This window comes from Mycobacterium ostraviense, assembly GCF_002705925.1.
GTDB classification, from domain to species: Bacteria; Actinomycetota; Actinomycetes; order Mycobacteriales; family Mycobacteriaceae; genus Mycobacterium; species Mycobacterium ostraviense.
Genome location: NZ_NKRE01000001.1, coordinates 4240083 through 4260994 on the forward strand (window position 1 = coordinate 4240083; position 20912 = coordinate 4260994).

General features: G+C 66.7%; 26 protein-coding genes and 1 pseudogene. 14 read left to right on the forward strand and 13 right to left on the reverse strand.

Annotation, left to right across the window (positions count from 1 at the left end):
- Position 1: 1 nt before the first annotated feature.
- From CDN38_RS19895 to CDN38_RS19905, 3 genes are read right to left on the reverse strand one after another with little or no spacing between them, the layout of a single operon-like run.
- The gene (locus CDN38_RS19895; RefSeq protein WP_075509926.1) at positions 2–247 is read right to left on the reverse strand and encodes an exodeoxyribonuclease VII small subunit; all 246 of its coding nucleotides are present in this window, start codon (positions 245–247) and stop codon (positions 2–4) included.
- Complete coding sequence (gene xseA / locus CDN38_RS19900; RefSeq protein ID WP_075509871.1) at positions 237–1481, reverse strand: exodeoxyribonuclease VII large subunit; 1245 nt, start codon at positions 1479–1481, stop codon at positions 237–239. The genes CDN38_RS19895 and xseA overlap by 11 nt, the downstream gene beginning before the upstream one ends.
- Positions 1478–2101: a lipid droplet-associated protein gene (locus CDN38_RS19905; protein ID WP_075509870.1), complete on the reverse strand. Its 624-nt coding sequence runs from the start codon at positions 2099–2101 to the stop codon at positions 1478–1480. Before CDN38_RS19905 ends, xseA begins: the two co-directional genes overlap by 4 nt.
- A gap of 107 nt (positions 2102–2208) precedes the next feature.
- Here CDN38_RS19905 and CDN38_RS19910 point away from each other — a divergent pair, with 107 nt between their 5' ends.
- A complete protein-coding gene (locus CDN38_RS19910; protein WP_075509869.1) occupies positions 2209–3216 on the forward strand; it encodes a 4-hydroxy-3-methylbut-2-enyl diphosphate reductase in 1008 nt (335 codons plus the stop codon).
- A gap of 10 nt (positions 3217–3226) precedes the next feature.
- Here CDN38_RS19910 and CDN38_RS19915 read toward each other — a convergent pair whose 3' ends face one another.
- Complete coding sequence (locus tag CDN38_RS19915) at positions 3227–4348, reverse strand: DUF6542 domain-containing protein (RefSeq protein WP_180276358.1); 1122 nt, start codon at positions 4346–4348, stop codon at positions 3227–3229.
- A 289-nt stretch (positions 4349–4637) separates the two neighbouring features.
- On the opposite strand from CDN38_RS19915, the gene ychF reads away from it, so the two are divergent.
- Positions 4638–5738: a redox-regulated ATPase YchF gene (gene ychF, locus CDN38_RS19920; RefSeq protein ID WP_075509867.1), complete on the forward strand. Its 1101-nt coding sequence runs from the start codon at positions 4638–4640 to the stop codon at positions 5736–5738.
- 282 nt (positions 5739–6020) lie between these two features.
- Positions 6021–6392, forward strand: coding sequence for a hypothetical protein (locus CDN38_RS19925; protein WP_075509866.1), 372 nt, complete (start codon positions 6021–6023; stop codon positions 6390–6392).
- Here the strand turns inward: CDN38_RS19925 and CDN38_RS29015 are convergent.
- Entirely contained in the window at positions 6371–6565 is a 195-nt protein-coding gene (locus CDN38_RS29015) for a hypothetical protein (RefSeq protein WP_142361300.1), read from the reverse strand. The two genes, CDN38_RS19925 and CDN38_RS29015, sit on opposite strands and share 22 nt — an antisense overlap.
- Before the next feature lie 253 nt (positions 6566–6818).
- Between CDN38_RS29015 and CDN38_RS19930 the strand changes: the two are divergent.
- From CDN38_RS19930 to CDN38_RS19940, 3 genes and pseudogenes are all read left to right on the forward strand, one after another.
- A pseudogene (locus CDN38_RS19930) lies at positions 6819–7355 on the forward strand (hypothetical protein); the annotation flags it as partial.
- Between the two features lie 308 nt (positions 7356–7663).
- A complete protein-coding gene (locus CDN38_RS19935; protein WP_233026954.1) occupies positions 7664–8188 on the forward strand; it encodes an OsmC family protein in 525 nt (174 codons plus the stop codon).
- A gap of 69 nt (positions 8189–8257) precedes the next feature.
- Positions 8258–8581 carry a putative quinol monooxygenase gene (locus CDN38_RS19940; protein WP_036418583.1) on the forward strand — a complete coding sequence of 108 codons (324 nt, stop codon included), beginning with the start codon at positions 8258–8260 and terminating at the stop codon, positions 8579–8581.
- Here the strand turns inward: CDN38_RS19940 and CDN38_RS19945 are convergent.
- On the reverse strand, positions 8578–9273 hold the full coding sequence (locus CDN38_RS19945) for a guanylate cyclase (RefSeq protein ID WP_075509863.1): 696 nt from the start codon (positions 9271–9273) through the stop codon (positions 8578–8580). The two genes, CDN38_RS19940 and CDN38_RS19945, sit on opposite strands and share 4 nt — an antisense overlap.
- 32 nt (positions 9274–9305) lie before the next feature.
- Here CDN38_RS19945 and CDN38_RS19950 point away from each other — a divergent pair, with 32 nt between their 5' ends.
- Positions 9306–9515 carry a hypothetical protein gene (locus tag CDN38_RS19950; RefSeq protein ID WP_075509862.1) on the forward strand — a complete coding sequence of 70 codons (210 nt, stop codon included), beginning with the start codon at positions 9306–9308 and terminating at the stop codon, positions 9513–9515.
- On the opposite strand, the gene CDN38_RS19955 is transcribed toward CDN38_RS19950, so the two are convergent.
- On the reverse strand, positions 9467–10300 hold the full coding sequence (locus CDN38_RS19955) for an adenylate/guanylate cyclase domain-containing protein (protein ID WP_233026955.1): 834 nt from the start codon (positions 10298–10300) through the stop codon (positions 9467–9469). The two genes, CDN38_RS19950 and CDN38_RS19955, sit on opposite strands and share 49 nt — an antisense overlap.
- Before the next feature lie 118 nt (positions 10301–10418).
- On the opposite strand from CDN38_RS19955, the gene CDN38_RS19960 reads away from it, so the two are divergent.
- Both CDN38_RS19960 and gnd read left to right on the forward strand, forming a co-directional pair.
- Positions 10419–11849: a glucose-6-phosphate dehydrogenase gene (locus CDN38_RS19960; RefSeq protein ID WP_099319138.1), complete on the forward strand. Its 1431-nt coding sequence runs from the start codon at positions 10419–10421 to the stop codon at positions 11847–11849.
- 15 nt (positions 11850–11864) lie between these two features.
- Positions 11865–12887, forward strand: coding sequence for a phosphogluconate dehydrogenase (NAD(+)-dependent, decarboxylating) (gnd, locus tag CDN38_RS19965; RefSeq protein WP_075509859.1), 1023 nt, complete (start codon positions 11865–11867; stop codon positions 12885–12887).
- Here gnd and CDN38_RS19970 read toward each other — a convergent pair.
- A complete protein-coding gene (locus CDN38_RS19970; RefSeq protein ID WP_075509858.1) occupies positions 12884–13756 on the reverse strand; it encodes an alpha/beta fold hydrolase in 873 nt (290 codons plus the stop codon). The genes gnd and CDN38_RS19970 overlap by 4 nt on opposite strands.
- Positions 13757–14020: 264 nt before the next feature.
- Between CDN38_RS19970 and CDN38_RS19975 the strand changes: the two genes are divergently transcribed.
- The 3 genes from CDN38_RS19975 to CDN38_RS19985 all read left to right on the forward strand — a co-directional run bounded on the left by CDN38_RS19975 (position 14021) and on the right by CDN38_RS19985 (position 15836).
- Positions 14021–14617, forward strand: a complete 597-nt coding sequence (locus CDN38_RS19975) for a YhgE/Pip domain-containing protein (protein ID WP_075509857.1) — start codon at positions 14021–14023, stop codon at positions 14615–14617.
- Positions 14618–14687: 70 nt separating this feature from the next.
- Complete coding sequence (locus CDN38_RS19980) at positions 14688–15254, forward strand: ABC transporter permease (RefSeq protein WP_075509856.1); 567 nt, start codon at positions 14688–14690, stop codon at positions 15252–15254.
- Positions 15255–15362: 108 nt separating this feature from the next.
- Positions 15363–15836: a VOC family protein gene (locus CDN38_RS19985; RefSeq protein WP_075509855.1), complete on the forward strand. Its 474-nt coding sequence runs from the start codon at positions 15363–15365 to the stop codon at positions 15834–15836.
- Between the two features lie 2 nt (positions 15837–15838).
- Here the strand turns inward: CDN38_RS19985 and CDN38_RS19990 are convergent, their stop codons facing one another.
- Together CDN38_RS19990 and CDN38_RS19995 are read right to left on the reverse strand one after the other, a co-directional pair.
- Complete coding sequence (locus CDN38_RS19990; RefSeq protein WP_233026956.1) at positions 15839–16438, reverse strand: TetR/AcrR family transcriptional regulator; 600 nt, start codon at positions 16436–16438, stop codon at positions 15839–15841.
- Between the two features lie 16 nt (positions 16439–16454).
- Positions 16455–17042 carry a PPE family protein, SVP subgroup gene (locus CDN38_RS19995; protein WP_075509853.1) on the reverse strand — a complete coding sequence of 196 codons (588 nt, stop codon included), beginning with the start codon at positions 17040–17042 and terminating at the stop codon, positions 16455–16457.
- Positions 17043–17318: 276 nt separating this feature from the next.
- Here CDN38_RS19995 and CDN38_RS20000 point away from each other — a divergent pair, with 276 nt between their 5' ends.
- A complete protein-coding gene (locus CDN38_RS20000) occupies positions 17319–18224 on the forward strand; it encodes an alpha/beta fold hydrolase (protein ID WP_075509852.1) in 906 nt (301 codons plus the stop codon).
- A gap of 4 nt (positions 18225–18228) precedes the next feature.
- Complete coding sequence (locus tag CDN38_RS20005) at positions 18229–19473, forward strand: WS/DGAT domain-containing protein (RefSeq protein WP_075509851.1); 1245 nt, start codon at positions 18229–18231, stop codon at positions 19471–19473.
- Positions 19474–19477: 4 nt separating this feature from the next.
- Here the strand turns inward: CDN38_RS20005 and CDN38_RS20010 are convergent, their stop codons facing one another.
- From CDN38_RS20010 to CDN38_RS31065, 3 genes are all read right to left on the reverse strand, one after another.
- Positions 19478–20080 (reverse strand): hypothetical protein, encoded by a 603-nt coding sequence (locus CDN38_RS20010; protein ID WP_075509850.1) that lies wholly within the window; start codon positions 20078–20080, stop codon positions 19478–19480.
- A gap of 72 nt (positions 20081–20152) precedes the next feature.
- Positions 20153–20383 carry a hypothetical protein gene (locus CDN38_RS20015; protein ID WP_368773217.1) on the reverse strand — a complete coding sequence of 77 codons (231 nt, stop codon included), beginning with the start codon at positions 20381–20383 and terminating at the stop codon, positions 20153–20155.
- 114 nt (positions 20384–20497) lie between these two features.
- Positions 20498–20821, reverse strand: a complete 324-nt coding sequence (locus CDN38_RS31065; RefSeq protein ID WP_233026957.1) for a transposase — start codon at positions 20819–20821, stop codon at positions 20498–20500.
- Between the last annotated feature and the right edge of the window lie 91 nt (positions 20822–20912).

Sequence of the window (20912 nt, forward strand, 5' to 3'; positions counted from 1 at the left end):
GTCAGTTCTCGGAAGCGCCGCCGGCCGCCAGCGCATCGGTCACCCGTTGCCGGGCGCCAGCTAAGTGTTCCTCGCATCTTTTCGCAAGTTGCTCGCCTCTTTCCCAGAGCCTCAGCGACGTATCGAGGTCCAGGCCGCCCTGTTCCAGCAGCCGCACGACCTCGATCAGTTCGTCCCGGCACGCTTCATAGCCGAGCTGGCTAATAGGTGTAGTAGAGCCGGTCACGTCGTTTTCGTCAGCAGCCATCGGCATGTCCTTCACTGAGCGCCGCGATGGCGCCGTCGGCAACCCGCACCCGCAGCCTGGTGCCCGCCGGCGCGTCGTGCACCGACCGCAGCACCCCTGCCGGTTGTCCGGAGGACGTAAGGCTCTGCACAACGGCATAGCCGCGGGCGAGCGTGGCCGCCGGCCCCAGCGTGGTCAGTCGCGCCGACAGGTGGCCGACCCGTTCGGTCTCGGCGGCGACCAGCCGGTTGATGTCGCGGCGAAGCGCCGACCGGGCGCGCTGGATTTCTTCCCCACGCGCGGTGAGCGCCCGCAGCGGGTCGGCCAGCACCGGGCGGTTGCGCAGGTGGGCCAGTGCCCGCTCCTCACGAGACACCCAGTTGCGCAGCGCTTGGGCGCCGCGCCGGCGCAGATCGGCGATCAACCGCTGCTCGGCCGCGGTATCGGGAACGACTTTCTTGGCCGCGTCGGTGGGGGTGGCGGCCCGCAGATCGGCGACCAGGTCGCAGATCGGATTGTCGGGTTCGTGACCGACCGCGCTGATCACCGGCGTGCGGCAGGCCGAGATGGCGCGGCACAGCGTCTCGTCGGAAAACGGCAGCAGGTCCTCGACGCTGCCACCGCCGCGGGCCAGCACGATCACGTCGACCTCGAGGTGGCGATCAAGCTCCCGCAGCGCCTCGACGATCTGCACGACGGCATTGGGCCCCTGCACGGCGGCGTTGCGCACCGCGAACCGCACCGCGGGCCAGCGCGCGGCGGCCACCGTCGTCACGTCCCGCTCGGCCGCGCTCGCTCGGCCAGTGATAAGGCCAATCATGTTGGGCAAGAACGGGATTGGGCGCTTGAGCCGCGGATCGAAGAGGCCCTCGGCGTCCAGCAGCCGGCGTAGCCGTTCGATGCGTGCCAGCAGCTCGCCGATGCCGACGGCCCGAATCTCACTGAGCCGCAAGGAGAACGTGCCGCGCCCGGTGTAGAACGACGGCTTGCCGCAGACCACCACCTGGGTGCCTTCGGTCAATTTCACCGGCGCACCCAGTACCAGGTCACGGGGGCAGGTGACGTTCAGCGACATGTCGGCTGCCGGGTCACGCAGCACCATGAACACCGTCTTGGAGTTGGGCCGCATCGTGATCTGGGCCAGCTGCCCCTCAACCCAGACCGTGCCCAGTCGATCGATCCAGCTCGCGACCCGGATGGCTACCGCGCGGACCGGGAACGGATTCTCGGCCGAGTTTGCATGAGAACGGGTCACTTGGCGGTCGCGCGGGTGATCCTGTTCGCCAGCAGCGTCTGGAACGGGGCGCGCGCCTTGGTGGCCTGCTCGTAGGCCAGCAAGGCTTCGAGATCGTTGACACCCAGCGATTGCAGCCGGGCCCGCAGCTGGGCCAGGGTCAGCGACGGATAGTCGAGTTCACTCGCGATCGCAGGTACCGGGACCGCCGAATTCGACGACGTGTTCGGTTGCCTGGCCGGCATCGGCTTAGTCGGGGAATCGGCGGCCCTGGACTCATCCGGGTCGGATACCGAATACAGCGCGAACCGTCCCGCGGACCGGCGGTCGGCGCCGGACGGGTCGGAACCGGGCAGCGCCATCAACGACCCCTCCCAGCCCTCCACGGCGTCGGGCAGGTCCTCGTCGAAGGTCGCCCATTCCGGCTGCTCGTCCTTGGGCGGGAACAGCGTCTCCAACGTGCTGTCGCCCTTGATGACCAGTTCAGCAAGGTTCTGTTGGAACCGCATGACCAGGTGTGCGGCCTGACTGATCAGCGTCATCGGGTACATGAGAATGGTGCGCGGCAGTTTGATCGTCTCCTCGACGGCGACTGTCGCCGCGCCGACCAGTAGCCGAACCCCGTACGGTGCAGTAGCCATGGGTCCAAGACTGCCTCAAGCGGCGGCTAACTCCAAGCGGGGCCGCCATGAGGCGGGGTTGTGTCATGGCTGTGTCGCGGCCGGCGGGCGGTAAGTACCCTGGACACATGGTGCCGACTGTCGATATGGGGATTCCCGGTGCGTCGAGGTCGGCGAACTCGATAACCCACGCCCCAACCCGCAAGCGGGTGCTGCTGGCTGAGCCGAGGGGTTACTGCGCGGGTGTGGACCGAGCCGTCGAGACGGTCGAACGCGCACTGGAAAAGCACGGCGCTCCCGTCTACGTGCGGCATGAGATCGTGCACAACCGGCACGTGGTCGACACCCTGGCCAAGGCCGGTGCGGTGTTCGTCGAGGAGACCGACCAGGTTCCCGAGGGAGCCATTGTGGTGTTCTCCGCGCACGGGGTGGCGCCCACGGTCTATGCGGCCGCGGCCGAACGCAACTTGCAGACCATCGACGCCACCTGCCCGCTGGTCACCAAGGTGCACAACGAGGCCAGACGCTTCGCCCGCGACGATTACGACATCCTGTTGATCGGTCACGAGGGTCACGAAGAGGTTGTCGGCACCGCCGGGGAAGCACCCGACCACGTGCAGCTGGTCGACGGCGTGCAAGCCGTCGACCAGGTGACGGTCCGCGACGAGAACAAGGTGGTCTGGCTGTCGCAGACGACGCTGTCCGTCGACGAGACCATGGAGATCGTCGAGAAACTGCGTCAGCGCTTCCCTAAACTGCAGGACCCGCCCAGCGACGACATCTGCTACGCCACCCAGAACCGGCAGGTGGCGGTCAAGGCGATGGCGCCCGAGTGCCAACTGGTGATCGTCGTCGGCTCCCGCAATTCGTCGAACTCGGTGCGGCTGGTCGAGGTAGCGCTGGGCGCCGGGGCCAAGACCGCCCACTTGGTCGATTGGGCCGACGACATCGACCCGGCATGGCTGGATGGCGTCACCACGGTCGGTGTCACGTCCGGCGCGTCGGTTCCCGAGGTGCTGGTGCGCGGCGTGCTGGAACGGCTGGCCGAGTTGGGTTACGACCTGGTGCAGCCGGTGACCACCGCCAACGAGACGCTGGTGTTCGCCCTGCCGCGGGAGATCCGGCCGGCGCGGTAAACCCGCCGGCTCAGACGTCGTATTCCCGGGAGTCGGGCTGGGGCCTGCGCGGTGTGCGGGAACGATTCCGGCGATCGGGTGGCGGCGCGTCGCGCGGCTCGTCATACGGGACCGAGCCGCGGTAACGGACCTGCGAGATCGGGTGGTGGGTCGGGTTGGCGCCGGTTGGCCCGCCCGGGGCGGAGCGCCTGCGCGGCGGCTCGTACGGCTCGTAGGCGCCGTAGGGATCGAAGCGGCTGCTGCGTGGGGCGGGCCGTTCGTAAGGATTGCGGCGGGTGTGCGGATCTCGGCGCGTCTCTCGCGGCGGCTGGGCGCGCAGGTCGGGGTCGTCCTGTGGCCGGGGCCGGCGGCGTGATCGAGGCGGCGGGTCGGCGGCATCATAATCGCGTGCCGGCGCCGGACGCCGGCGGCGCGGACGTTCGGCGGCCGGATCGGGCTGATCATCCGCCGCCGCGGATCGGGCATGCCGTGATCGGGTCCGATCGGTGCGCCGGGCGGTGCTCCGACCGCTGCGGGCGGTCCGGCCGCTCCGGGACGTGCGGCCAATCGCCTGGGCCGGCTGGGAGCCCGGGTCGGGAGCTTCCTCGGTGGCATCGCCCGGGGAGAGCCATCCGCTGAGTTTGGCGGCGAGACCGCTGATCGCAGACTTTCGCCGGGTGGTTGTCGTCGTGGCGTCGTCGGCTTTCCCAGCTGTGGTCGTGCGCTGGGTCATGCCGAAGGACCACCGGATCAGCCCGATCAGCAGCACGCCGCCGGCGGTACCGAGCATCAGCGGGAAGCGCTCGATCAGCGGATAACCGCAATTGATCAGCAGATCTTTGAATTTGTCGATCTTGCCGCCATGGAACAGCCAGTAGGCGCCGGGCACCGTGAAGAAAAGGATCAGCGGCGGCTGGATGACCGCGGTGAACAAGCCCGACTGGCGCACGGCCAGTACCGCCGCGACGCAACCGGCGACATAGAACCCGGCGAAGACGTGCGTCAACTCCTTGTGACCGGCGTCGAACGCGTACCCCACGGCGGTGGCTGTGACGGCTATCAGCACGGCCGCCCACCAGGGCACCCCAGGGATGTTGGGGACGATGGAGCGGCGACTTGGCTCCACCGCTGAACTCGCCCGCTGCGCTGACACATGTAGACCGTACCGGCTGTGAGCCCCAAGGCTCGTCAACACCTCGCCCGCGGCCGGCGGCGTGCCATCCGCAACTGCGGCCGTCCCCGATGCAGTAGTCACATCTGACCCAGGAGCCTCTTTGGCGGAGTCGGTCCACGGTTTGCCTGTGGCTGCGTGACGCGCCGCGAGTGTCGCGGTTACCCGGGGCCGCACCGAACGGGGATGCCGCTGTGACCGACGTCATAAGCGGTGACGTCCGGACGGCCAGCAGGGTGCCGGGGCGCTGCCGTCCTAGACTTGGGTCCCTGTGAGCCTGAGCCTGGGAATCGTGGGTCTGCCCAACGTCGGAAAGTCCACCCTATTCAACGCGCTGACCCGAAACAACGTGGTCGCGGCCAACTATCCATTCGCGACCATCGAGCCCAACGAGGGTGTCGTTTCGCTGCCGGATCCGCGACTGGACAAGCTGGCGGAGCTTTTCGGATCCGAGCGCATTGTCCCCGCACCGGTGACGTTCGTCGATATCGCCGGCCTGGTCAAAGGGGCCTCGGAGGGGGCCGGCCTGGGCAACAAGTTCCTCGCGCACATCCGCGAATGTGACGCCATCTGTCAGGTGGTGCGGGTGTTCGCCGACGACGACGTGACCCACGTGGCCGGCAGGGTCGACCCGCAATCCGACATCGAGGTCGTCGAAACCGAGCTGATCCTGGCCGATCTGCAGACACTCGACCGTGCCCTGCCGAGGCTGGAGAAGGAAGCTCGCACCACCAAGGAGCGCAAGCCGGTGTATGACGCGGCACTGGCCGCCCGGCAACTGCTCAACGGCGGCAAGACGCTGTTCGGCGCTGGTGTGGACGCCTCAGCGCTCCGCGAGCTGAACCTGCTGACCACCAAACCGTTCCTGTACGTGTTCAACGCCGACGAGGCGGTCCTGACCGATTCCACCCGGGTCGCCGAGCTTTGTGCGCTGGTCGCGCCCGCAGACGCCGTCTTCTTGGACGCCGCCATCGAATCGGAGCTGGCCGAACTCGACGACGAGTCGGCCGCCGAGCTGCTGGAGTCGATCGGGCAGACCGAGCGTGGCCTCGACGCGCTGGCTCGGGCCGGGTTTCACACCCTGAAGCTGCAGACCTTTCTGACCGCCGGCCCCAAGGAATCGCGGGCGTGGGTGATCCATCAGGGCGACACCGCGCCCAAGGCGGCGGGGGTGATCCATTCCGACTTCGAAAAGGGCTTTATCAAGGCCGAGATCGTGTCCTATGACGACCTGGTTGCCGCCGGGTCCATGGCGGCGGCCAAGGCGGCCGGCAAGGTCCGGATCGAAGGCAAGGATTACGTGATGGCCGACGGCGACGTGGTGGAATTCCGGTTCCAAGCGGCGTCCGGCGGCAAGGCGGCTGGTCGCTGACGAAGCGATATCGAAGCATCCGCCGGCTCGTCACGGCGCCAACGTCAAGGTCCACCGACCCTAGACCGGGCCCCTGCGCGTGGACTATGTGTTGAGGGTGCGACAAGTGAGAGCCTCGGATGGCTGAATCAATGCGCACGGCGCAACAGGATCAACTCCAAGAGGCGGCCGGGCGGGGCGAGCAGGCGGCGGTCGAACGGGAGCGGGCCGCGAGTGAGCGCGAAGCATCGAGACGGAAGGCGGCGGCTGACCTGCGCCGAGCCCTGAGCGAGGGGCCGAACGGTGGTCGCTGATCATCGCGCCGACGCGCTCAACGAGCTTGCTCGCCGAGCCGCCGAACTCGACGAACGCGAGAAGGCGCTGCAACGACGCGAGGCTGCCCTGGCGCGACGCGAATGGCTCGCTTCCGAGCGGGACCGGATGGCGGCAGAGCGGGACCGGGTCGCCAACGATCGCGAGTTGTCCGCCGACGAGCGAGAGAGGTACGCAGACCAACGCGAGGGCACCGCCGCCGACCGGGAACGTGAGCGCTTGCAGCGTGCCGCCGACCGGGAGGAGCGGCTGCGAGCCCATGCCGCTCGGGAACAGGCCGAGATCAGCCGTCAAATGGACGAGTCCGAACGACGTCGCGCTCAAATCGACTCGGACGAATAACCAACCTGACGCGGGCGAGTGAAGCCCTCGCCGCCAAATTCGGGCGGGACGGCGAGCTCCTGCTCGCCGATGTGGATCTGGCTGGCTTCGGCGAGCAGATTCGCCGCCGTCGCCGGCCGCGTGCTGCCGGAATCAGAGATGCGCGATGTGATGGATGTGGTCGATGAGAACAACGGTGACAGTCCGGTCGGTTAACCAGTCGGTGGACTGACCAGGGCGCCGCCAATGGGTAAACACGCAGTTGCAGCGACAATCGCACGCATTCGCCGCGTTGCGCCATTTCTGCTGGTCACACCCCTGCCTGGCGATAACCTTGTGATTAAGTAGCAGTTTGCTGAGGGCGCATTGATCACTTCTGTTTCAATTCCTAGATAAATGCGTGACCTACCTGCTGTATATGCAGGTCAGACGATTATCTGGTTAATCGTGATAACCACCACATTATTTGGTTTCCTATGCATATTGTCGGTAGTGTCCCTGTCCATGATTGCTTTCGCAACGCTGTTGACGCTTATCAACCAGGTCTCGGGAACCCCGTATATTCCGGGTGGCGATTCGCCGGCCGGCACCGACTGTTCAGGGTTGGCTTCGTGGGTGTCGAATGCGGCGACGGACCGGCCGGTTTTCGGCGATCGGTTCAACACCGGCAACGAGGAAGCCGCTTTGGCGGCCCGGGGCTTTCAACAGGGCACCGCTCCCAACGCCTTGGTGATCGGGTGGAATGGCGGCCACACGGCCGTCACCTTGCCGGACGGCACCCCGGTGGCCAGCGGTGAAGGTGGCGGGGTACGGATCGGTGGCGGCGGCGCCTACCAGGCGCAATTCACCCATCACATGTACCTGCCGGTGGATGTCGACGCGGTCGCGGAGGATGCGCCCGCGCCGGATGCGCCCGCTGTTCTGGTCGATGCCGTGGACCCGGGCGACGCGCCGGCCCCGGCGCCCGACGATCCGGATCCAATAGGCGATCCGGAAATGGTGAATACATAACCTATCGGTTGCTATGTGACGCGGGCAACAGCGATCCTGCGACCTCGGTCACATATGTCATTCCGCGCAAATAACCGCAGCCACGCCCCATCGCAATTGTGCGCCCAATCACAATGCGGTTGGGGCGTGGTTGCGCCATTTTGTCGAATATTAATTGTGGACGATTGTTCGCAGCCAAATTCGATCTCACCGTTGCGGTGGAGATTCCGTCACGCTGAGCTTGAGGCTCGATTCGCCGGTCGATGCTCCGTACCATTGCCGCGACGGAAGGAGTTTTGCCAGTGACATCCCAGGACGCCAAGTCCAGTACCGCTCTGGGCCGGGTCATCGCCGCCACCCGGGAGGCGGTCACCGCCGACCGGGCAAACGGGCGCGTGGTATTCCAGGCCTCGGCCACCGCGCATGACGCGGTGGCCAGCACGGTAAGCCTCGGCCAATATCAGGTCGAAGTCGACGAGCCGCCACCCCTCGGAGGCGAGAGCAAGGCCCCGAATCCCGTTGAGTACTACCTGGCCTCGCTGCTCTCCTGCCAAATCGTCACCTGGCGCTTCTGGGCGGAAAAGCTTGGGATCGCGGTCGACGACATCACCGCGCACGCCGAAGGTGATCTCGACGTGCAGGGCTTCTTCGGATTCGACGACAACGTCCGCTCCGGCTTCCGGGAAGTCCGCCTGGTGATCAGCGTGACCGGGCCCGAGACGCCGGAACGCTACCGCGAGTTGCAGCAGGCGGTCGACCAGCACTGCCCGGTGCTGGATCTGACCCGCAATGCCACACCGGTGACCACCCGAGTGCAGCTCACTTGACCGAGGTCGGCTGAGTATTCTGACCCTGCCTGCCAGGCATCAGGCCGGCGGCAGAAATGGGGAGCGGCAATGATCTTCATCGTCGTCAAGTTCGAAACCAAACCCGAGTGGAGTGAGCGCTGGCCGGATCTGGTGGCGCCGTTCACCGCGGCCACCCGCGCCGAAGCGGGCAACCTGTGGTTCGAGTGGTCGCGCAGCCTGGACAATCCGGCCGAATACGTTCTGGTCGAAGCCTTCCGCGACGGTGATGCCGGCGCGGCCCACGTCAACAGCGATCACTTCAAGCAGGCCATGCAGCAGCTGCCGCAGGCGTTAGCGTCCACGCCCAAGATCATCAGCCAGACGATCGACGCCACCGGGTGGTCGGTCATGGGGGAGATGTCGGTTGGTTAGCCGACGATCACGGCGATCTCGTTGCCGAGCCGATACCCCGGCGCCAGCGGCAGCGTGTCGCCACTCCAGAACTTGCCCGGGTCGAACCAGTTCGCGTCCTTGTCCGTGGCGAGCAACCCCATCTCCTCGTAGGTGATCGCCACCGTCTCCGCGCAGTACGCCGTCTCCAGGCCCAGCGCTCGCCGGGTTGCCTTGCGGCGCCGGGTTTGCTCGCGAACCTTGCTGTCCACCACGGGTATTCCCCGGATCCAGTCATTGAGGGTGGGCAGCCGGCCACGTAGCCATCGGCCGGTCAGCCGAGCGGTGGTCGGAAACGCGGTGCCGTCCATCCGCGCGATGACCCGCAGCAGTTCGTTCTCCTGTTCCCGGTTGGCGTACGGGGTCAGCTGACGCAGCCAGCACCGCTGCTGGTAGCGTCCGGTCCACTGCTCCACGACCTGGCGCGCGTCGTTGAGCTGTACGCCGCGATGGTTGGTGCCGGTCCACACGTCAACGAGCTTGTCGCCCAACTCGGCATGCCAGATCAGCGGCGGCAAGTCGTCGATGGACACGGTCATACCGACGTGGTTCACCGGGCTGTTGGTCAACGTCTGGATGGCGCGGTCCGGCCCGGACCGCCCGCGAAACAGCCACAGGTCGCCGGTCCGGGTTTCATGCAGTGCTTGGTCCACGGGGAGTGTGCTGGTTTCCACCCCAGCACCATAGGCAGACATAGGCTGTCGTCATGCGCAGCGTATGGAAATGGCTTGGGCTGGCCGGCGTCGCCGGCGTCGTCGCCGGAGGGGCGTTGGTGGTACGCGACGAACGCAAGCGGCGCGCCTACACCGCCGACGAGGTCCGGTCCCGGCTGCACCAGAGGCTGGCCGAATCCGGCGCAGACGGCCTTCAGTCCCGGTCGGACACGGGCGGGGACGCCACCGCGAACAACCGGTAGCTGCCGGAGAAGCCCTTCAATTCGACGTCGCGGCCCTCGTCGAAACCGATGTCGTCGCAATCGCCGACGGCGTCGCGAACCGGTTGGCTCACCAGGATCTCGCCGCCGGCGGCCTGCCCGGCAACCCGGGCCGCCATGGCGACGTTGCGGCCGAACAGGTCGTCGCCGCGGCGTACCGAGCGGCCCATGTGGATGCCGATTCTGACCCTGATTACGTTGCGGCGCTTACGCTTTGCTTCCCTGTGCAGCGCATCCTGGATGTCGATGGCGCACCGTAGGGCCTGTTCGGCCCGGGCGAAGGCGACCATGAATCCATCGCCTTGACTCTTCACGACGTGACCGGACCGGCGTTCGACGAGCTCGTGAATCATCTTGTCATGTGCGGCAATGAGTTTGACCCAGGCTCGATCACCGATTCGCTCGTTGAGCGCGGTGGATTCCTCGATGTCGGAGAACAGGATCACCACCCGACCGTCCGGGGTGACTCGCGCCAAGTCCGGCCTTTCCACTTCGGCCCAGTCCGCCAGGTCTTCGATCGAGCTGCGCATGGCCGCGCCGAAGCCCTCCTTGCGCACCAGGTTTGCGGTCTGCCATACCGTCTTGACGGCCTCGCGGCCGCCGGACAACAACCAATTGCGGGCATCGGACCGGCGGCGCAGCTCCTCGGCCTCCTCACGACTGCGGCTCAGCAACCGCCACAGGACGATCAGCCCGCCGGCTTCCGTCACGGCGATCCCGGCCAGCACATAGACCGCGATGTGCAGCGCAGCACCGGAGCCCAACACCCGCTCCATTCTTCCCGGGCCCGGTTGAGTCGATCTTGTCGGGCCAGGGGGCAATGTCTAGGGTTGAGGTCGGCCACCACGGGGAAGTAGCTGTCAAGCCGTTGGGTGACTTTCGCAGATGACGTCCTGGAGGTGCGGATTGGCCGACAGCGGGCATATCGCATCAGACGTGTTGGTGATCTTCGGAATTACCGGTGACCTGGCCCGCAAGATGACGTTCCGCGCGTTGTACCGGTTGGAGCGTCGGGGGTTGCTGGACTGTCCGATCATGGGTGTGGCCAGCGACGACATCCCGGTGGAGAAGCTGGTCGAGCGCGCCCGGGAGGCCATTGGTCAGTCGGGGGAGAAGTTCGACGACAAGGTATTCGGCCGGTTGGCCAGCCGGTTGTCCTATGTGTCGGGTGACGTGACCGACGGCGCCTTGTACGCATCGCTGGCTAACCAGATCGGCTCCGGACGCCGCCCCCTGTACTACCTGGAGATGCCGCCCGCGTTGTTCGCCCCGATTGTCGAGAATTTGGCGGCGGCCGGCCTGGTGCGGGGGGCACGCGTCGCGGTGGAGAAGCCATTCGGCCACGACCTGGCCTCGGCGCGCGAACTCAACTCCAGGCTGCGGGCGGTGCTCGACGAGGAGCAGATCCTGCGCGTCGACCACTTCCTGGGCAAGCAGCCCGTCGTCGAGCTGCAATACCTGCGCTTCGCCAATCGTGGCCTGGCCGAATTGTGGGATTCCAAGAGCATTTCCGAGATCCACGTCACCATGGCGGAGAACTTCGGCGTCGAAGACCGCGGCTCCTTCTACGACGCGGTGGGGGCCCTGCGTGACGTCGTGCAGAACCATCTGCTGCAGGTGCTGGCCCTGGTGACGATGGAGCCACCGGTCGGCGCCAGCGCCGACGATCTCAACGACAAGAAGGCCGAAGTGTTCCGCGCGATGCCCGCGCTGGAGCCGGCGCGGTACGTGCGCGGTCAGTACCGGGGCTACGGCGATGTGGCCGGGGTGACGCAGAATTCGCAGACCGAGACCTACGTCGCGCTGCGGACCGAGATCGACAACTGGCGCTGGGCGGGCGTACCGATTTTCCTGAGGGCTGGAAAAGCGTTGCCGGAGAAGGTGACCGAGGTCCGGATGTTTCTGCACCACGTTCCCGGGTTGGCGTTTCTGCCCAACCGCCGGCCGCCCGAGCCCAACCAGATCGTGCTGCGCATCGATCCCGACCCCGGGATGCGGCTCCAGATTTCGGCCCACACCCACAATGCGTGGCAAGACATCCACCTGGACTCCTCGTTCGCCGAGGACCTCGGTGAGCCGATCCGGCCCTACGAGCGACTCCTGCATGCCGGATTGCAAGGTGATCGCCAGCTTTTCGCCCGCGAAGACAGCATCGAGGAGACCTGGCGGATCGTGCAGCCGGTGCTCGACAACCAGGGCGAAGTCCATCAGTACGACCGCGGTTCCTGGGGACCCGATGCCGCGCAGACGCTGCTGCGTGGTCACCGCAGTTGGCAACAGCCGTGGCTGCCGCGCGGCGCCAAAACAGGACAGTAAGGGAGACGAAATCATATGCAGCTAGGGATGATCGGTCTGGGCCGGATGGGCGCCAACATCGTCCGCCGAGTGGTCAAAGGTGGGCACGAATGCGTGGTGTACGACCACAACCCCGACGCGGTCAAGGCGATGGCGGGCGAGGACAACACCACCGGGGTGTCGTCGCTGCGTGAGCTGCGTGACAAACTCTCCGCGCCGCGAGTCGTGTGGGTGATGGTGCCCGCGGGCATCATCACCACCGGCGTCATCGAGGAGCTGGCCGAGACCCTCGACTCCGGCGACATCGTGATCGACGGCGGCAACACCTACTACCGTGACGACATCAAGCACGCAAAGACACTGTCCGACAAGGGGATTCACTTGCTGGACACCGGTACCAGCGGGGGCGTGTGGGGCCTGGAGCGTGGCTACTGTCTGATGATCGGCGGGGATGCCGGCGCATTTGCGCACGCCGAGCCGATCTTTGCCACCGTCGCGCCGGGGGTGGACGCGGCGCCGCGCACGCCCGGCCGCGACGGCGAGGTCGCGCAGTCGGAGAACGGCTACCTGCACTGCGGGCCGTCCGGGGCCGGACACTTCGTCAAGATGGTGCACAACGGCATCGAGTACGGCATGATGGCCTCGGTGGCCGAGGGGCTGAACATCTTGCGTAATGCCGACATCGGGACCCGTGAGCAGCAGGGTGACGCCGAGACCGCGCCGCTGTCCAACCCGGAGTACTACCAGTACAACATCGACATCCCCGAGGTCGCCGAACTGTGGCGCCGCGGCAGTGTCATCGGCTCATGGCTGCTGGATCTGACCGCGATCGCGCTGCACGAATCGCCTGAGCTGCAGGAGTTTTCCGGTCGGGTCTCCGACTCCGGCGAGGGCCGGTGGACGTCGATCGCGGCGATCGACGAGGGCGTTCCGGCGCCGGTGCTCACCACCGCGCTGCAGTCCCGGTTCGCCTCGCGTGACCTCGACGACTTCGCCAACAAGGCGCTGTCGGCCATGCGCAAGCAGTTCGGCGGACACGCCGAGAAACCGGCCAACTAACCGGCCGCAACCGTTCGCCTGACGAAGTCCACCACCACATCGCTGAAGGCGTCGTTGTCGTCGCCGGCGGCGGTGTGTCCGGCGTTGGACAGCTCGACGAACTCCGCCCGCGGCACTTTGGACAGAAAGTCCTGCACGCCTTCCGGGCTGACCACGTCGGAAAGTTTGCCGCGGATCAACAGAATCGGGATCTTCAGGTTCACCGCGGCCCGCTCGAAGTTCTCGGTGCGCAGCTCCGGGTCATCCAGGGGTGCGGTCATCATCGCCGGATCCCAGTGCCAGTACCACCGTCCGTCGCGCAGCCGCAGATTCTTCTTCAGCCCCTCGGGACTGCGCGGCTTAGTGCGGTGCGGCAGATAGGCCGCCACAGCGTCGGCGGCTTCCTCGAGCGAGGCGAACCCGTCGATGTTGGTGCGCATGAAATCGCGGATGCGGGCGCTGCCGTCCTTTTCGTACCGGGGTACCACGTCGACCAGCACCAATCCGGTTACCCGGTCGGGGCCGGCGGCATCGGCAACCAGGATGCCGGTCAGTCCGCCCATGCTGGCCCCGATCACCACCACGTGACGACCGATCGCATCCAGGACCTGCAACACGTCCTTGGTGAGGGTCTCGACGGCGTAGTCCGCGGCCGGCGCTCGATCGCTGTCTCCATGTCCACGGGTGTCGAGCGCGACGACATGAAACCCCTCGTCGGCAAGGATCTGGCCGGTTTTCTTCCAGGAGAACCGGTTTTGGCCGCCGCCGTGCAACATCAAGATGCTCGGCCGGTCAGCCGCCTCGGCGCCGCGGTTCCATTCGTCGGCGGCCAGCGTGATTCCCCCGACGCCGGAAAACTCGACGGTGTGGGGGCTGCTCACGGTGCTCACGCATTCCGACGTTACCTAGTTCGTTTAAGCACCTTCATCCAGGGTGGCGACGTGGGCCATGGGTCAGGATCGCCGCGGCGGCCGCAGGTCCCGGCCTCGCGGCAACTTCACGGCTGACACACACATTCACCCGTCGCTAATATGTCGTCCTAGGTTGACGAAAACTGAGTGGCCTTGTCGGCCAGGGCGACATGGCTCGGATCAAAGGAGTTCTCATTCTTACGCTTTCCCCCTGGGTACCAGGTATCCCGACCGGCCGGGCGCATGTCATTGCTGCGGCCGCGAGTATCGGTGGGCCCGATCATCGTCGCCGTCGCGCTGATGTACGGGTTGGGTCTGTTCTATGTCGGCGGCACCCTTAACCCCGGTGCCAACCTGCGACACATTCCGGTCGCGATCGTCAACCAGGACGCGGGACCGACGGGCCGACTGATCGCCGACGGACTGGCGGCCAATATGGACAAGAACCAGTTCGATATCCGGGTGCTGCCGGCCGATCAAGCGCGCGACCAACTCGAGACCGGGAAAGTTTACGCGCAGGTTTTGCTGCCCTGGGACCTGTCCCAGCGGCTGTTCGTGTTGCCGGCGGCGACGTTGCAGCCGGGACAACCGCTCAAGCCGGTCATCACCATCTCGACCGGCCCGCGGGCCGGCGTCGTCGCCGCCGTCATCGCCGAGAAAGCGATGCGGAAGGCATTGGGGGCGTCAACGCCAGGGCCGGCACCATGCTCAGCGCGCAACTACGACGGCAAAGCGACGGCGCACCGGTGCCGGGAGCCGCCTTGCTGGTGCTGGCCAGCCCGATCGACATCGAGACCGCCGCGGCCGAGCCTGCTGACGACTATTCGTTGCTGCTGGTGATCGGCGGCGTTACGGACGCCATCGTGGTGAGCATGACCGCCGAGGCGTTGCCGCGTTCGGCGCCGGCAAAGTGCAGCGGTTAGCCGACCGAATCAGGGTCTCCCGGCTGCAGGCGGTGCTCGTGCAGTGGATGCTGCTGGCGCTGCTGGCCCTGCCGACCTCGGCGGTCTGCCTCTGGATCGCGGTTGCGCTGGGCATGCCGGCGCCGCAGCTGCTGGCGGCGTGGTTGTTCGGTGCCTTCATTGTCGCCACGGTTGGCGTCATGTCGAGCTCGCTGATCGCGGTCCTGGGCACCTGGGGAGCGTTGATCAGCGTGTTCGTGTTCATCTTCCTGGGGATTCCGTCGGCTGGTGCCACCATCCCGTTAGAGGCCTCGCCGCGGTTCGTGGCCTGGCTCGCCGCATTCGAACCGGTGCGCCAGGCCTTCCTGGGCTGTCGGTCCTCGCTGTATTCGGACGGCGCTGACGGTGCCGAGCTGATCCGATCGGCCACGGTATGCGCGCTCGGCCTGGGCATCGCTGTGTCGGCCGGTGCCTTGGTCACCTACATCCGCAACCGCGACGGGCTGCACCGCATCGAGGCACTTCCGCGACCCGCTGACGTCACGGCCATGCCCGGGCCGCGCGTGCCGTTTTGAACAATGTGCGGTGAGTTTTCGTCGTCGCCGGGGTCTATCAGAACGACGAAGCCCCCCGACGAAGCCCCGACGATGCCCCGACGACGCCCCGACGACAGGGAGATTGTTATGCCATCGATCACGCCCGCACTCTGGTTCGACCACAATCTGGAAGAGGCAGCCCAGTTCTACACCTCGGTGTTCCCGAACTCGCACGTCGAGTGTTTCAACCGCTACACCGAGGCCGGTCCGGGTGAACCGGGCGCGGTGGTGTCGGGCACCTTCGTCCTCGACGGGGTGCGGTTCGTCGGCATCAACAGTGGCCCGGAATTCCGCTTCACCGAGGCGGTGTCCTTCATGGTCGAATGCAAGGACCAGGACGAGGTCGACTATTACTGGGACCGGCTGACCCGAGGCGGCGAGGAATCCCAGTGCGGCTGGTGCAAAGACCGCTTCGGGCTGAGCTGGCAGATCGTCCCGGCCCGGCTACACCAGCTGCTCACCGACCCCGATCCTGCGGTGGCGACCGCGGCGACCACCGCGATGCTCGGCATGCGCAAGATCGTCATCGCCGAATTGGAAAGGGCCGCAGCGCAGGTGTGAGCTCACTCGGCGAGCCGGCCGACCCATTCGATCGCCGTATCGATGATCGGCGCGACGTCGTCGGGGTTCTCGCAGTCGGCGATCATCAACGACGACTCGGCCATCGTCGCCATCAGAAGGCGGCTCAGTAGTTGTCTGCGCAGCGACGTGTCCGGCTGCAGCACGGCCAGCCAGCGGCGGAAGGCGGCCGACATCCGGTCGCGGCGGACGGTCTCGAACCCGGCGGGCGTGTCGCCGGACGACAACACCCTGGCCCGGCATCGGTTGTCCCACATCGCCTCCAAGTAGGCCCGCACGTGAAGTTGCAGTGCGTGTCGCGGATCGGCGCCGTCCGGGCCGGTCCGGGAGGCGTGCCGCATCGCCGCCTCGATACGGCGTTCCGCATCGTCGGCCACCTGCTCGAAGATCGCCAGAAACAGTTCGCTCTTGCCGCCGAAGTGGTGGTAGATGCTGCCGATGCTGGCACCTGACTTGGCCACCACATCGGCCATCGTCGCCGCGGTGAAGCCCCTGGCCGCGAAAACCTCGGTTGCCGCATCCAGGATCCGCCGTTGAGTGGCGCCCGTTCTGGCCCATCGGCGGACGGTGTCCGCGTTGCTCACTGAACCCGCCCGCATGTCAGCCGACGACCTCCGGCAGCACCCGCGGCGAGCGGAACTCCAGCCGGGACGGGCCACCGGCCATGCTCCGGAAACCCAGCTGCGCCAACGGCATTCCGCCCAACAGCCGTCCCGGACCTGCGGTGTCCAGCGCGTCGACCGCGGCGACCCAGGCCCGGGGCACTGACAGGGTCCCGACCGTGGTCGCCTTGCCCAACCTGGCCGAGACCGCCGCGGTCAGCGTCGGCGACGTCAGCGCGCCGGTGACCGTCGGCGCCACCGACGTCGCAATCTGGGCGCCGCCGGCGGCCGCCGTGGGGAACAGACCCTTGAGGTTCGACAACATCGACATCCCCAGCCCGGCCAGCGAGATCGACATCCCCAGCCCGGCCAGCGAGGTGGAAACGAAGAACGGCGTCCCGAAGATGCTCATCACCGTCTGCAGGTCGCTCACCCACGACGGCAGCGCCGACGGCGCCGCCATACCGCCGATGTCGGCCAAGGCGGCGGGCACCGCGGACGTCAGCTGGGCAAGGGTCGACTCCTCCCCGGGACCGGTATAAATCCGGCCCAAGTTGACTTCTGGGGGTAACGAGGCGAACATCATCGTTGCTTGGTCCTCCCGTCGACGGCTCTGAAATTTAGGGTGCCGTGACGGCGGCGCGACGTCTGTCGGCCGAGTGGCCACACCGGGGATGAATGCGATGTCCCCCGATCGACGGTCTTTTTGTCCCCCATGCGTCCCGGTTACGTTGGATCATGCGCGGGCTGCAGGTAGCGACAGGAGTCAACATGAGGAATCAAGCTGCCGCGTCGGGCGCCACGCCCGGCAAGATTGGCAACGCCGCGACCGACCACGCCAACGCCGACCAGGAAGCCTGTCATGTCTGAACCCCACTGGATCGACGTCCCGGGAGCCGGCGGTGATCTCAAGGCCTTGACCTGGGGTCCGGCCGACGCCCCGATCGCCTTGTGCCTGCATGGCTTTCCCGACACCCCGTACGGCTGGCGCAAGGTCGCTCCTCGGCTGGCGAAGTCGGGATGGCGGGTTGTCGCACCCTTCATGCGGGGGTATGCGCCATCGGCGATTCCGGCCGACGGCTGTTATCACGTCGGGGCGCTGATGCACGACGCGCTGCGGGTGCGCGTGGCCGCCGGCGGGACCGACGACGACGTGGTGATCGGTCACGACTGGGGCGCGATCGCCGCCACCGGTCTGGCCGCGATGCCCGACAGCCCGTTCGCCCGGGCAGTCATCATGTCGGTGCCGCCCCCGGCGGCATTCCGCCCGCTGGGCCGGGTGCCCGACCGCGGGCGGCTGGCCCGCGAGCTACCGCATCAGCTGTTGCGCAGCTGGTACATCGTCTATTTCCAGTTGCCCTGGCTGCCCGAGCGGTCCGCGACGTGGCTGCCGCCGCTGTTGTGGCGCCGGTGGTCGCCGGGTTATCACGCCGAGGAGGACCTGCGCCACGTCGACGCTGCGATCGGCACACCGGAGAGCTGGCGCGCGGCGCTGGGCCCTTACCGGGCCACCATCCGTAACACCCGGCCGCCGGCCGCTTACGCCGAGTTGAACCGATGGTGGACCGAGCCGCCACGGATGCCGAGCCTGTATCTGCATGGTCGCGACGACGGTTGTGCCACACCGGCTTTCGCGCATTGGACGGAGAAGGTGCTGCCCGCCGGCAGCGATGTGGCGATCGTCGACCACGCCGGGCATTTCCTGCAATTGGAACAACCGGAGAAGGTGGCCGAGCTGATCCTGACGTTCGTCGGCACACCCGGCTGAGGCTGTGGCGGCACACCGGATGGCCGCCGTCGACGCGCAGTTCTACTGGATGTCGGCCAAGATTCCCAATGACCAGTTCCTGCTGTACGCCTTCGACGGTGAAGCGGTGGCCGTCCAGCGGGCCGTTGCGCAGCTCCTGGACCGGGCCCGCGCCTGTCCGGACCTGCGGATGCGGGTCCACGACGGGTCTGCCCTGACCTACCCGCAGTGGGTTGCCGCGAGTGTCGAGCCCGAGCAGGTGATCCGCCGCCAGCTGACCGACGACAGCTGGCATGGCTGTCTGGCGGCCGTCGCCAGGCTGGCCGACGAGCAGCTCGATGTTCGCCGGATGCCTTGGCGGGTCCATGTATTCACTCCCGTGACCGAGATTCCGGGGGTCAGCGGCGTGGGCACCGTTGCGGTCGTGCAAGTCACGCATGCGCTCGGCGACGGCGCGCGCGCTTCGGCGATGGCGGCCTGGCTGTTCGGGCGGGCGGCCCCGGTGGCGCCGGTCGCCGGGCCGCGGCGGGGTGTCCTGCCCTGGCGCGCCGCCGCAGCGGCCCGCGCGCACCGCCACCTGGTTCGCGACACCAGGTCCGGGCGGTTGGCGCCGGGTGCCGGTTCGCGGCCGCTACTGCCCACCAACGCTCGGCCCGAGGGTGTGCGAGCGGTGCGCACCCTGGTGCGGCAGCGCTCGCAATTACCCGGTCCCACAGTGACTGTCGCGGTGCTGACCGCCGTGTCCGCGGCGCTGTCCCGGCTGCTCGGCGGGACAGCCGAATCGCTGGCAGCAGAAGTGCCGATGGCTAAACCGGGTGTGCCGCAAGCGCATAACCATTTCGGCAACGTCGCCGTGGGCCTGTATCCGGCGTTCGGTCGCGCCGAGCGGGTTGGGCGGATAGCCGCCGATTTGGCCAATGCCCGCCGGCGCATGCAACATCCCGCCGTACGGGCGGCCGACCTGGCCTTCGCTACCGTCCCGGCAACGTTATTGCGATGGGGGGTAAGCCAATTCGATGCCGATGCGCGCCCGGCGCGAGTGGCCAGCAACACCGTCGTGTCCAGTGTGCACCGCGGAACCGCTGATCTCCGTTTCGGTGACGCACCGGTGGTACTGACTGCCGGCTATCCGGCACTGTCACCGGCGATGGGGTTGACTCACGGGGTGCACGGTATCGGCGACACGATTGCGATCAGTGTCCATGCGGCCGCCTCGGCGATATCCGACATCGACGCCTATGTGGAATTGCTTGACGCCGCCCTGGAATGAATTGTTATCGGGCATCGCCAGTTCTGGCCGCTTCTTCGCGGGTCAGGCCCACTGCCTGGATCAGCTCCTCATGCAGTTCGAACCAGACGGTGTGGTAGGAGTCGATGAGCGGCCTGGTGAGCCAGGCGATATCGCCGCACTTGGCTTTGTCAAGTGCGGCAGTGAGTTTTGCCGAGTAGTGGCCCAGCCGCGGCAGCTCTGCCGCTGCCGCCGCGATGATGGGTTGCACACGCTGGTGCACGCCGTCGAGGCGGGCCAATACCGCGGCGTCGTAGCCGGCGTCGTCGTGGCCGTTGGGCTGGCCGCCCTTGAGTTGCCAATCCGTAACCACAACTTTGAAATCGGTGTTGACGCTACGGAAGTCGTTGTAGGCGGCGGCCATTGCCGCCGGGTCGATGCGGGTGCGCTCCTCGGCGAGCAATCCATTGAGCCGGGTGCGGCCTTCGGGGCTGAGCCGTAACGTCGCGCCGTCGACCAACAGGCCCGACGCGGTGAGCTGATCGACGATTTCGGTGATCGCGTGGTGGTCTTCACCCAGGGTCGTGGCCAGGTCGGCTGAACTCACCCGGCCCTTCAGGCGGACGGCTTGTAACACTTTGACGTGCATTCCCGGTGCTGTGGGGTTGACTTGGCTTGGGGTTTCGTTGTCCATGTCGCAGGGTCTCGTCGTTGTCGGGGATTAGCCCAGCTCCGCGGGTCTGTTTCCGGACTGCGCTGATTCGCTTAACCTCGCATCGTTTTCGCAGGCCGGCAAGAATGCGAATAACACCTGTCCGCCAAAATACAGGATCCAGTTGGCGGCATACAGGTCGAATATCGGAACGTTGCGATCCTGCCCGGGTGCCAGCCACGTGCTGAACAGGTACAAGTCCGATAGCGGGAGAAGCAGCCCGCCGATCAGTACGGGCAACGCTGGCAGGCTGAGTCGGTTGGCCCAGAAATACCAAATACTGAAGCTGATCATCAGGGTGTAGATGACGAGGTTGAAAAGGAACGTTCTACTGACGTTCCCGTGGGTGGGGTTTCATGCTGCGCGCCCGGGTAGTGGTGGACAAAGGTCGCCACGGGTCAACAATGCCATGGCTATCAGCGCGTCCGGGCTGTGGAATCCATAGGCGCGCTTGGTCAATGCCCGCAGGTGAGTGTTGGTGGCCTCGGATCGGGCGTTCGACAGCCCGTGGTCGAGGGTGTTGCAGATCAGGTCGCGGTGGCGGCGGATGCTGCGGGCGAGCGTGACGAACTCCGGGATGCGCGAGTGCGACGCCCACGACAGCCACCCGGCCAACAGCTGCCGCCCGTAGTTGCCTTTGACCCGAAATACAGAAAGCATTTCGTCCGGGGCGACCATGATAGCTTGGGCGGATCGTGTTGCCCAGTGGGGACAGGTGGGAGCGGTCGGAAATTCTTCCGGGTGCGCGCAGAGATTTTGACGAAACCGG

What these genes read in the sequence shown, in the direction of transcription:
- CDN38_RS19910 (WP_075509869.1), top strand. Translation starts at nt 2,209, where the DNA reads ATGGTGCCGACTGTCGATATGGGGATTCCCGGTGCGTCGAGGTCGGCG.
- CDN38_RS19995 (WP_075509853.1), bottom strand. Translation starts at nt 17,042, where the DNA reads ATGATGTTCGCCTCGTTACCCCCAGAAGTCAACTTGGGCCGGATTTAT.
- CDN38_RS19905 (WP_075509870.1), bottom strand. Translation starts at nt 2,101, where the DNA reads ATGGCTACTGCACCGTACGGGGTTCGGCTACTGGTCGGCGCGGCGACA.
- CDN38_RS19895 (WP_075509926.1), bottom strand. Translation starts at nt 247, where the DNA reads ATGGCTGCTGACGAAAACGACGTGACCGGCTCTACTACACCTATTAGC.
- CDN38_RS31065 (WP_233026957.1), bottom strand. Translation starts at nt 20,821, where the DNA reads ATGGTCGCCCCGGACGAAATGCTTTCTGTATTTCGGGTCAAAGGCAAC.
- CDN38_RS19985 (WP_075509855.1), top strand. Translation starts at nt 15,363, where the DNA reads ATGCCATCGATCACGCCCGCACTCTGGTTCGACCACAATCTGGAAGAG.
- CDN38_RS20010 (WP_075509850.1), bottom strand. Translation starts at nt 20,080, where the DNA reads ATGCACGTCAAAGTGTTACAAGCCGTCCGCCTGAAGGGCCGGGTGAGT.
- CDN38_RS19950 (WP_075509862.1), top strand. Translation starts at nt 9,306, where the DNA reads ATGCGCAGCGTATGGAAATGGCTTGGGCTGGCCGGCGTCGCCGGCGTC.
- CDN38_RS19960 (WP_099319138.1), top strand. Translation starts at nt 10,419, where the DNA reads ATGACGTCCTGGAGGTGCGGATTGGCCGACAGCGGGCATATCGCATCA.
- gnd (WP_075509859.1), top strand. Translation starts at nt 11,865, where the DNA reads ATGCAGCTAGGGATGATCGGTCTGGGCCGGATGGGCGCCAACATCGTC.
- CDN38_RS19940 (WP_036418583.1), top strand. Translation starts at nt 8,258, where the DNA reads ATGATCTTCATCGTCGTCAAGTTCGAAACCAAACCCGAGTGGAGTGAG.
- CDN38_RS19975 (WP_075509857.1), top strand. Translation starts at nt 14,021, where the DNA reads ATGTCATTGCTGCGGCCGCGAGTATCGGTGGGCCCGATCATCGTCGCC.
- CDN38_RS20000 (WP_075509852.1), top strand. Translation starts at nt 17,319, where the DNA reads ATGTCTGAACCCCACTGGATCGACGTCCCGGGAGCCGGCGGTGATCTC.